At 58.0% G+C, this 8,449-nt stretch carries 10 protein-coding genes and 1 pseudogene; 2 read left to right on the top strand and 9 right to left on the bottom strand.

Annotated features, from left to right (window positions below; all coding sequences use genetic code 11):
• On the top strand, positions 1-669 hold a 669-nt coding region (locus tag AC5ZG1_RS33445), incomplete at its 5' end, for a helix-turn-helix transcriptional regulator (protein ID WP_496135359.1).
• A gap of 134 nt (positions 670-803) precedes the next feature.
• Here AC5ZG1_RS33445 and AC5ZG1_RS33440 read toward each other — a convergent pair.
• On the bottom strand, positions 804-1,187 hold the full coding sequence (locus tag AC5ZG1_RS33440) for a winged helix-turn-helix transcriptional regulator (protein ID WP_130228797.1): 384 nt from the start codon (positions 1,185-1,187) through the stop codon (positions 804-806).
• A 103-nt stretch (positions 1,188-1,290) separates the two neighbouring features.
• Between AC5ZG1_RS33440 and AC5ZG1_RS33435 the strand changes: the two genes are divergently transcribed.
• Positions 1,291-2,313 (top strand): zinc-binding alcohol dehydrogenase family protein, encoded by a 1,023-nt coding sequence (locus AC5ZG1_RS33435; RefSeq protein WP_496135364.1) that lies wholly within the window; start codon positions 1,291-1,293, stop codon positions 2,311-2,313.
• Positions 2,314-2,522: 209 nt separating this feature from the next.
• Here AC5ZG1_RS33435 and AC5ZG1_RS33430 read toward each other — a convergent pair whose 3' ends face one another.
• The 8 genes and pseudogenes from AC5ZG1_RS33430 to AC5ZG1_RS33395 form a co-directional block, all read right to left on the bottom strand.
• Positions 2,523-2,936, bottom strand: coding sequence for a GFA family protein (locus AC5ZG1_RS33430; protein ID WP_456641298.1), 414 nt, complete (start codon positions 2,934-2,936; stop codon positions 2,523-2,525).
• A 103-nt stretch (positions 2,937-3,039) separates the two neighbouring features.
• Positions 3,040-3,504, bottom strand: coding sequence for an SRPBCC family protein (locus AC5ZG1_RS33425; RefSeq protein ID WP_130228794.1), 465 nt, complete (start codon positions 3,502-3,504; stop codon positions 3,040-3,042).
• Positions 3,501-3,830: an ArsR/SmtB family transcription factor gene (locus AC5ZG1_RS33420; protein WP_456641300.1), complete on the bottom strand. Its 330-nt coding sequence runs from the start codon at positions 3,828-3,830 to the stop codon at positions 3,501-3,503. Before AC5ZG1_RS33420 ends, AC5ZG1_RS33425 begins: the two co-directional genes overlap by 4 nt.
• 63 nt (positions 3,831-3,893) lie before the next feature.
• Positions 3,894-4,130 (bottom strand): annotated as a pseudogene (locus AC5ZG1_RS33415) (aldehyde dehydrogenase family protein); the annotation flags it as partial.
• Positions 4,131-4,311: 181 nt separating this feature from the next.
• Positions 4,312-5,382, bottom strand: a complete 1,071-nt coding sequence (locus AC5ZG1_RS33410) for a sigma-70 family RNA polymerase sigma factor (RefSeq protein WP_496135363.1) — start codon at positions 5,380-5,382, stop codon at positions 4,312-4,314.
• Between the two features lie 111 nt (positions 5,383-5,493).
• Positions 5,494-6,243, bottom strand: coding sequence for an SDR family NAD(P)-dependent oxidoreductase (locus tag AC5ZG1_RS33405; RefSeq protein WP_496135358.1), 750 nt, complete (start codon positions 6,241-6,243; stop codon positions 5,494-5,496).
• A gap of 218 nt (positions 6,244-6,461) precedes the next feature.
• On the bottom strand, positions 6,462-7,265 hold the full coding sequence (locus AC5ZG1_RS33400) for an SDR family oxidoreductase (protein WP_496135357.1): 804 nt from the start codon (positions 7,263-7,265) through the stop codon (positions 6,462-6,464).
• Between the two features lie 143 nt (positions 7,266-7,408).
• Entirely contained in the window at positions 7,409-8,200 is a 792-nt protein-coding gene (locus AC5ZG1_RS33395; RefSeq protein WP_496135356.1) for an SDR family NAD(P)-dependent oxidoreductase, read from the bottom strand.
• Positions 8,201-8,449 lie beyond the last annotated feature (249 nt).

Genomic DNA, 8,449 nt, shown 5'->3' with positions numbered 1-8,449 from the left:
GTGCGATCAGTTCACGCCCCATCCTGGGCGGACTTCATCACCACTACGCCCGAGCTTAAGTTTTCGGTACACACACGTGCCTATCTGCTCGACGTTCTTGGTTTCACCCGTTGCTCGAAGAGATGCCGGAGATGTTGCATTTCCCCGGCGGAAGCTGGTGCCCAATGGCAGTTGCGTACAACGATCGAACTATTGGGAGCGGAGGTTGATCGGGGGCTATCGGGAGCCGATACGGCCATCTGCGCTCTCCTTGATCTGATGTTCTTGTACATTCTTAGGACTTGGCTGGCTGAGAGCAGCCATCGCAGACATACTGCCGGTTGGTCAGCAGCACTAAAGGACTCACGAATCGCTGCCGCCTTGGCTGGCATCCATAGTGAACCGGCAAAGCCATGGACAGTTGCGACGCTTGCAAGTGCAGCAGGGCTTTCGCGCGCCGCATTTGCGCGCCGGTCTTCCAGTCTGCTTGGCCAATCCCCCGCAGCTTATCTGACCTTGTGGCGGATGATGATCGCTACTCGTCTCATGCGAGATTCCGATCTACAACTTGCCGCTATCGCTGCTCAGATCGGATATTCTTCCGAATACGCCTTCGCTCACGCCTTTAAGCGTCTGCACGGTATTTCGCCCGGAGCGTATCGTCGCGGCTGGAAGAGGCCGGGCGGATGACCTGCTGATCTCGCGCGCGCCAGTTCTGCGATGAGCCCGAAGCAAATCCCGCTAGCGCTGCTTCGTGTGGTAAGTGACTGATTGACGCAATCCATGCTCAAAGATGACCCTCGCTCGGGACTTATGCCCTGCATTTACGAGCGAGCTTTGTTCGAGCAAAGTAGCGGCGCGCGGGCTTGTTTCGCGCGTTGCCGGTTCAGTCTATCTTCTCCCCATTTCGAGAGCATTTCGACGAGGGGCCTCAGGCTTTCGCCTTCCTCAGTCAAGCGATACTCCACTCGTGGAGGGACCTCGGCATAGACGGTCCGTAGAACCAACCCGACCTCCTCGAGCTCACGAAGCTGCTTGGTCAGGAGCCGCTGCGTAATGCCGGGCAGGCGACGATGAAGCGCGTTGAACCGCAGGCATCCCGCATCAAGCAGATGGAAGAGCATGACGCCTTTCCAGCGCCCGTCGATGAGATCGAGGGTCACCTCCACCGGGCACCCCGGCACGTCTGAATAGTGCTTGATCTTCATACCCATAGTTCCCTTTCGGAAACCTAGTACGCCAAATGACCGTACTAGCAAAGACGAGCTACGTAACGATTTCTCCGACAGATCAGCGTCGAGGGAAAATTACATGCAAGCTATCACTTACCGTCCAGGCGCCGCCCTGTCCGATCCTCAGTGCTTCACGATCGCCGACAAGAAGGATCCTGTCCCGGGTCCTCGTGACCTCCTGGTCTCAGTATGCGGCGTCTCCGTCAACCCTGTCGACACCAAGATCCGTCTCGGTCAGGTCTTGATGGGCGACGCCGTCGATATCCTTGGTTGGGACGTTGCTGGTATCGTCGTCGATGTCGGAAGCGAGGTCACAATTTTTCGCCCTGGCGACGAGGTCTTCTATTCCGGCAGTCTGAGCCGGCCCGGCGGTAATGCCGAGCTCCACGCCGTCGACGAACGCCTCGTCGGCCGCAAGCCGGCGCGGCTCAGCTTTGCGCAGGCGGCGGCTCTGCCCCTCACGTCGCTCACGGCGTGGGAATTGCTGTTTCACCGCCTTGGCGTTGGCTTGGGAAAGCAACACGATGCGGGCGGATTGCTGATCATTGGTGGCGCCGGTGGCGTCGGCTCGATGCTGATCCAGCTCGCACGGCGCCTCTCCGGACTAACCGTGATCGCCAGCGCTTCACGTCCCGAGAGCCGTGACTGGTGCCTCTCGCTTGGCGCCCACCACGTGATCGATCATTCGCAGTCGATGACAGACGAGCTCGCTAGAATTGACGCGCCGGACATCACCTACATCGCCGCCCTCAATCAGACGGACCTGCACTGGACCGCGATCACCAAGATCATTGCACCAGGGGGCAAGATCGGCGTGATCACCAATCACGCATCCCTCGACGCCGCGCCTCTGCGGCCCAAAAGCGCATCGTTGCATTGGGAGGATGTGGTGACGCGGCAGCATTTCGGTGGCGCCGACATGATTGCCCACCATAAGATCCTTGATGAAATCTCCTCGCTCGCCGAAGCCGGCGTCCTGCGCTCGACGGCAACGACGGAGCTCGGCCCGCTCACGCCCACCTCACTTCGGGAGGCACACGCGCTGGTTGAGAGCGGCCGCATGCTGGGAAAGGTTGTTCTCGACCGACTTTGCGCCCGATGACCCACAGGGCTAGGCAGAGGTCAGAAATTTTCTTCGTCAGCAATGAGAAGCATCGAAGGACCAGTACAGGCCGGTCTGGTAGTCGATCGTCCAACTTCACAGTTTCTGCCTTGCTTCGTCATTCAGGGAGCGTTTCTCCTCATCAGTCAGTGGACCGACACCCAGTATTCGGACCGCTCCCCTGGGATCATAGGCAGGCACCCCATGTGTCACGCTGGGGGCATTTTTTCGAATTTCGGAAGAGCTGAATCGAGATGGTCCCAAGCATAGCCAGCTGCCGTCCATGTGACCTGTTGCGGCCTATACCGACTAGGATCATCAAGACTCCCGGCGCGCACAACTACGTAATCCGGTATGTCGCGAAACGTCGCGTAGACCGGTGATCCGCAGGTGGGGCAGAAGGCGCGTATTTTGACGGTGCCACTATCACCGACCAACTCCCAATGCGTCGCTTCTCCTTGGATGCTCGTAGCCGAGCGCGGAAAGATCAGGTGCGATAAGTGCCCCGTGCCGCTTTCACGCTGGCATTGACGACACTGGCAATCGGTCATCATTACGGGTTCGGCGAACATTTTGTAGCGGATCGCGCCGCAGGCGCACCCACCGGTATAGGGCTCGTTCATGTCTTCTCACCTTCATAGGATGGCCGTTGGCGCAAACAAAATTTAAGCAGCATCAAACCTCCTCATCCGTTCTGGGGCGCGAGGACGATTGCCTTCTGCGCACTCAAGCCTGCTCGTCGGCAGTGCTGCCGATGTTCTTGAGAACCTTTTTCCAGCCTTCGCCCATGTTCTTGTAAGCCGTATCATTCCTTGGCAGGACGAAGCCGGAATGGACAAGTCGAAGGCGCGTTCCGTTCTCGACCCTCGAAAGCGTCCATGTGACCACTGTATTCAACAGTGAGCCGTATCCGACATTCCCCTCGTGCCCGCCCTTCCAAGCATAGGTGAGGCGTTCGTTGCGCTTCACCTCCAGCACCTGACAATGAATGGTACCATCCCAGGCACCGGCCGGTTTTGTCTGGAATGTAAAATGCTTGCCCTCTACCGGCTCGAATCCCGTCGGCGCCATTATCCAGCGGCTCATCAGCTCGCCATTTGTCAGCGTCTTCCAGATTGTCTCAGGCGCATGCGGGAAAACCTGGTCAACCACAATCTCCTGCGTGTCGGGTTTCAATTCGGCGCCAGTCATGGATCAATCTCCTTCAGGAGGGTACGAAGATTGGCGAACCGATTGCGCCAGAAGACGCCGTAATGGCTCATCCAATCGAAAAGTGGGGCGAGGCCCTCCGGTTGGGCGCGATAGTAGACCTTTCGACCCTCGGGTCGTTCGGCGACCAGACCAGCCTGCTTCAAAGCTTTCAGATGCTGGGAGACGGCGCCCTGCGTTACCCCGCTCTCCCGCGTTAGTTCGACTACGCTAATCTCACCGGCGCTGATCACCCGCTCGAACACGGCGCGCCGAGTTGGATCAGCAAGGGCGCGCATCACCGTATCGATGGGGGTGGCGATATGCATAAAGAAATCATTAGCGAAGACTAATTCATTAGTCAACGCTAATTAATGGCACCGATGCCTCCGAGCAGCGATCGCTTGCACGCGTTCTTCGAAGACGATATTCGGGGACTTCCCGCCCAGTTCGAGCGACACGCGCTTCAGACTGCGCGCCGCCGTCTCGTAGACTTTCGCACCTGTCGCATCCGAGCCGGTAAACGTGATCTTGGCGACGCCTGGATGCGCGATCAATTCGCTGCCGATCTTAGGCCCAAAACCTGTAACCACGTTGAAGATGCCGTCGGGTATACCGGCCTCCTTCGTCGGCAGCGAACAGGTTTGTCTCGCGAGTGACGCCGGCGAAATGCCTCAGCGCATCGCTGCGCCAGTGCGGGCGCGAGCCGTTGGAACGGTTCATCCAATATAACACGTAGCGTGCCGAGGATCAGCGCTCGTCCAAGCGCCACCTTCTTGCTCTGACCGCCCGGCTGATCTCGTCGGCCGCCTAATACGGGTTCTGGTCTCGATTCGGAAAATCATCGGTTACGATGGGGATGATGTGAGGAAGATCGAAAACCGGAAACAAACTTTGCGCTAGGGGCTTTGCGAAGAGCGTCAATGTGGAAATGGCGCCGTTCTCGACCGTAAGAACATGGATGGAATGTGCGGTCCAAGGCGTTTCACTGCTGGCACGAGAGTATGCTGCGAACGCGGGCTGATTGTTAGCGGCCGTTGGAACTAGGCGAAAGCTCTCGTAGGCTCTCCATGCCCATTCGAAGAAATTACCGATAGCCGCGCGACCGGCGTACCATTGTGCTTTCGGCGGCATCGTGTAAGTCGCGTCCTCTTTAAGCAGAGCCACAAGACCGTCGACGTCGAGCCGCTCCCAGGCGTTCAAGTAACGACTTAGAAGTTCCTGCTCAAACGGATTGGGCGAGCGCGACGCTGCTGGGCGACCATCGGGGTAGCGCTTGGAAAGCGTCTCGCGCGCCCGCTGCAGGATACTGTTGATCGAAGCTGTTGAGCCGCCAAGGAGAGTAGCAGCCTCATTCGCAGACCAACCCAGCACGTCACACAACAGAAGCGCAGCTCGCTGACGGGGAGGCAAGCCCTGTATTACGGCAACGAACGCGAGTTGGACAGCTTCCCGCGATAGATATCGCGCCTCGGGATTTGCCGTCTCATCAATGCCTTCAAGGAACGAGTCCGGATACGGTTCTAGCCACGGCACGTCCGTAACCGACGTACTGTCCGGCATGCGCATGCCCGCCGCAGGCAGCAATTCGTTAGGGAGGAGGCGCGGAGCATTCTTTCGAGCTGCGAGAGTATTCAGGCATACGTTCGTTGCAATTTGATACAGCCACGCTCGGAAAGATCCTCGCCCCTCAAATCGATCAAAGCCGCGCCAAGCCCGCAAAAGTGTATCCTGGACTGCGTCCTCGGCTTCGTGGACGGACCCAAGCATCCGATAGCAATGCAATTTAAGCTCTCGGCGAAAGGGCCCAACGCGCCGTCCAAACGCATCGTCGGGGCGATTCGAATCTCCTCTTGAGTTTGGTCCTTCAGCTGCTGTCATTGCAGCTGGATATTTGCATTCGGACAACATCCTTCAAGTCCTGACAGCCAGAATACACTTTTCGAAGACTGTGCCAGCGCAATGAACGCTGATATCGAGCGCCAGCCGGGGTCATTGAGGCACTGCTTCGAGCCCCCGGCCTGACACGATGAACGTATTTCCCTCGATAGGCCCAGTATTTGCGGCTAACTCGATAAATGCGGTCGCCACGTGCGATGATGTCGGCGGAGAGGCCATACTCCGCACGAAGTCCGCGGGCGATATGCCGAGATAGCGAGAATAACCAGCGATCGCATGCCTTCCTAAGTCCGTATCCGGCATGATGCGCGGCGCTAACGATATGAACCGCAACTCAAGCCCGAGACGGTCCGATTCCTTCTGTGCATAGTTTGCGATAAACAGCTGCGTTCGCTTGGCGCCAGCGTATCCACCCGAGTTCGGGGATCCTGCGAGAGCAGCGCCGCTCGACACCAGAATGATCTTTGTCCCTAAGGGCAATGGGCGCAATATTGCTGCTTTACAGAAGTTAAAAGCTATCCGGACGTCAGCCTCCCAATTTCTCCCGAACTCCTGCCAGCTCTGCTCATGGAGTGGGGCGGCGGGCGGGAAAGCCCCGGCGCAAATGGCAAGGACCCTCGGCTGGCGGACGTCGAATATTTTGCGGGGCGCATCGTCGTCCGTTGCGTCGAGCGACATGATCTGGACGTCAGACAGTTCTTGTTGCAACTGCTTGAGGGGCCCCTCCTGCCGAGCGACAGCAAATACACGCGCGCCGTTGCTGTGAGCTGCCTCCACGATACGGCGCCCCACGCCTCGGCTACCTCCGATCACCACGACGTCCTTGCCCGTCAATGCAAGCATGCTACTCTCCTAGCGTTGGGCGCTTATGTCTGCCTGACGATAAATAAGACCGGCTCGACGACCGAAATTCATCGGTGAGGTCATCTTTTTTCGCAGGTGGGCCTACTGAGTGATACGCATCTCCAAGCCACCACCCCTTTGGGGAGCCTTCCAAACAGGTCGCAGAAGAACTTCGGCTCAGGCGCGCTTTAGATTACCCGCAGGCGGCCACGCATGCGTCAAGTGTAAGATAGACGCGTTGGCTTGGAGTCATTAACTCCCGCAGGCACCAGTTTTCTAGAAGCCTTCCAGAGCTGTCCGTTAATAAAATTCGGCGCGAGCCGGCGCATGAATGCGAGTTGCTTCGACTGCCCCGGCCGGATCTCGGGAACGCCTGCTTTGAACCCGTCAAATGATTGTTTCACTAGCTGTTCGGTTGTGATCATGGTGATGCCATCGTCTTCCCGAAGGTCAGCCGTCATCTCGGTCTTGACCGCCGGAGGCATGAGTTCGATGACCTCCACACCAGTCGCCTCCAACTGGAAGCGAAGCGATTGGGTGTACGAGTGGATCGCCGCCTTGGTCGCGCAATATATCGGCAAGCATGGCAGGGGCACGAATGCCAAGGCAGACGACACGTTGATGAGCGTACCTTTGTTAGCCTTTAGCATGTCGATGAAGGCGGAAGTCATCCTGATCACGCCACCCGCGTTGACGTTTAGCTCCACCGTCAAACCAGCAATGTCGGCTGCTGTGCCCTTGAGGTTCTTATAAAGGCTAATACCGGCGTTGTTCATTAGCACGTCAAGCTGCGGGAAATCCTCCTTCACGCGTGCAGCAAGTGCAGCAATCTGAGCTGGATCGGCGACATCGCTCTGGATCGTTTGTATTTTCGGATACTGTAGCTTCACTTGGTCGAGCGCGGCCTTGCGCCGACCCGTCACGATAACCTGGTTACCGAGCTCGACGAACTTAAGCGCGAACGCAAGACCAATGCCGGCAGAACCTCCGGTGATGAGGATTGTGCGACCAGTGAGTTTCATGGATACCCCTGAGTAAACTGTGCCCCGCTCGGAGGGGCGCGATACGACAAATCGCAGTCGAGAACAGATCAACCATCGTCCGCCGACCGCCCGGATCGAGCGGTCGAACGGCACGACCACGCTGGCAGATTCGAAGCAGGACGCTAGTCGTCGAGGGCTCCCAGACTCATGTTAACGATAGTACCGGTCATCGCGCTCGCCTGATCGGAGGCGATGAAAGCAGCCGCGTTTGCCATCTCAGCAAGGGTCGTCAGCCGACGCGTGTGGGTTCTGCTCGCGATCAAATCGTGGAACTGGTCCCAGGAAATTCCCCATGCTTTGGCATGAAGGCCGTAGACTTCTCTAATCGTACCAGAGTCCGGCATGCCGAGCGGTCGAAAACCAACCACTCGAACGCCATCGCGCGCAAGTTCGGCAGAAAAGTTCCGGGTGAGCGCTTCTACGGCGGCCATGGCCGGACCGACCCCGCCCATCATCGGAATGCCGGTTCGCGAGGGGGTTGAGGTGACCGTCATGATCACACCTGATTTTCTTTTAACCATCCAGCGGGCAGCCTGCCGCGCGGTCAAAAGGTACGTTTCCGTGTAAGTCACGATTGGCCGCGAGAACTGGTCCAGCGCGAGATCGACCAGAGGCACCCCCTGCAAATTCGTATTCGGGATCCCGACGGCATTGAAAGAGATGTCAATACGACCGGCCTCGTCAATGACCGACTGGAGATGACGACTGATCGCCCCCTCCTCGAGAGCATCAACTTCTGCAGTTTGGACCGCGGCGCCATCAAAAGCGATTTCTTTTGCGACGGCTTCAACCGAAGCTCGATTGCGGCCGGTGAGAAATAGCTTGGCTCCTTCGCGTGCAAAAGCGCGCGCGACAGCGCCCCCAACCGCGCCTCCAGCCCCGTAGATCACTGCAACCTTGTCCTTCAGCATCATCTCTGTGTTCCTGCTTGTTCTCTTGTTCGCCCGTGATCCCGAGCGACCTCGTGCGTAAGACCGGAGTGGCAGGCAAAACTCATCGGTGCCGCACGATTATTTTTTGATCCGCTTCTTTGGCGAAGGGGCGATGGCGACCTAACAATCGCGAGCGCGGTCTCTCAAGCGGCAGCATCGCCGGTCTGCTTGCCGCCGCTAAGGAACATTCGAAAACCTTGATGTTCTCGGTTCTGGTGAAACTTGCTCCGC

The organism is Bradyrhizobium sp. Leo78, from assembly GCF_059512425.1.
The sequence above is the reverse complement of the archived record's forward strand: the minus strand, read 5'-3'. Positions and strand labels throughout refer to the sequence as shown.

Bases quoted from the DNA above. Each gene is read 5' to 3' on its own strand.
- AC5ZG1_RS33440 (WP_130228797.1), bottom strand. From the start codon at position 1,187: ATGAAGATCAAGCACTATTCAGACGTGCCGGGGTGCCCGGTGGAGGTG.
- AC5ZG1_RS33435 (WP_496135364.1), top strand. From the start codon at position 1,291: ATGCAAGCTATCACTTACCGTCCAGGCGCCGCCCTGTCCGATCCTCAG.
- AC5ZG1_RS33430 (WP_456641298.1), bottom strand. From the start codon at position 2,936: ATGAACGAGCCCTATACCGGTGGGTGCGCCTGCGGCGCGATCCGCTAC.
- AC5ZG1_RS33425 (WP_130228794.1), bottom strand. From the start codon at position 3,504: ATGACTGGCGCCGAATTGAAACCCGACACGCAGGAGATTGTGGTTGAC.
- AC5ZG1_RS33420 (WP_456641300.1), bottom strand. From the start codon at position 3,830: ATGCATATCGCCACCCCCATCGATACGGTGATGCGCGCCCTTGCTGAT.
- AC5ZG1_RS33410 (WP_496135363.1), bottom strand. From the start codon at position 5,382: ATGACAGCAGCTGAAGGACCAAACTCAAGAGGAGATTCGAATCGCCCC.
- AC5ZG1_RS33405 (WP_496135358.1), bottom strand. From the start codon at position 6,243: ATGCTTGCATTGACGGGCAAGGACGTCGTGGTGATCGGAGGTAGCCGA.
- AC5ZG1_RS33400 (WP_496135357.1), bottom strand. From the start codon at position 7,265: ATGAAACTCACTGGTCGCACAATCCTCATCACCGGAGGTTCTGCCGGC.
- AC5ZG1_RS33395 (WP_496135356.1), bottom strand. From the start codon at position 8,200: ATGATGCTGAAGGACAAGGTTGCAGTGATCTACGGGGCTGGAGGCGCG.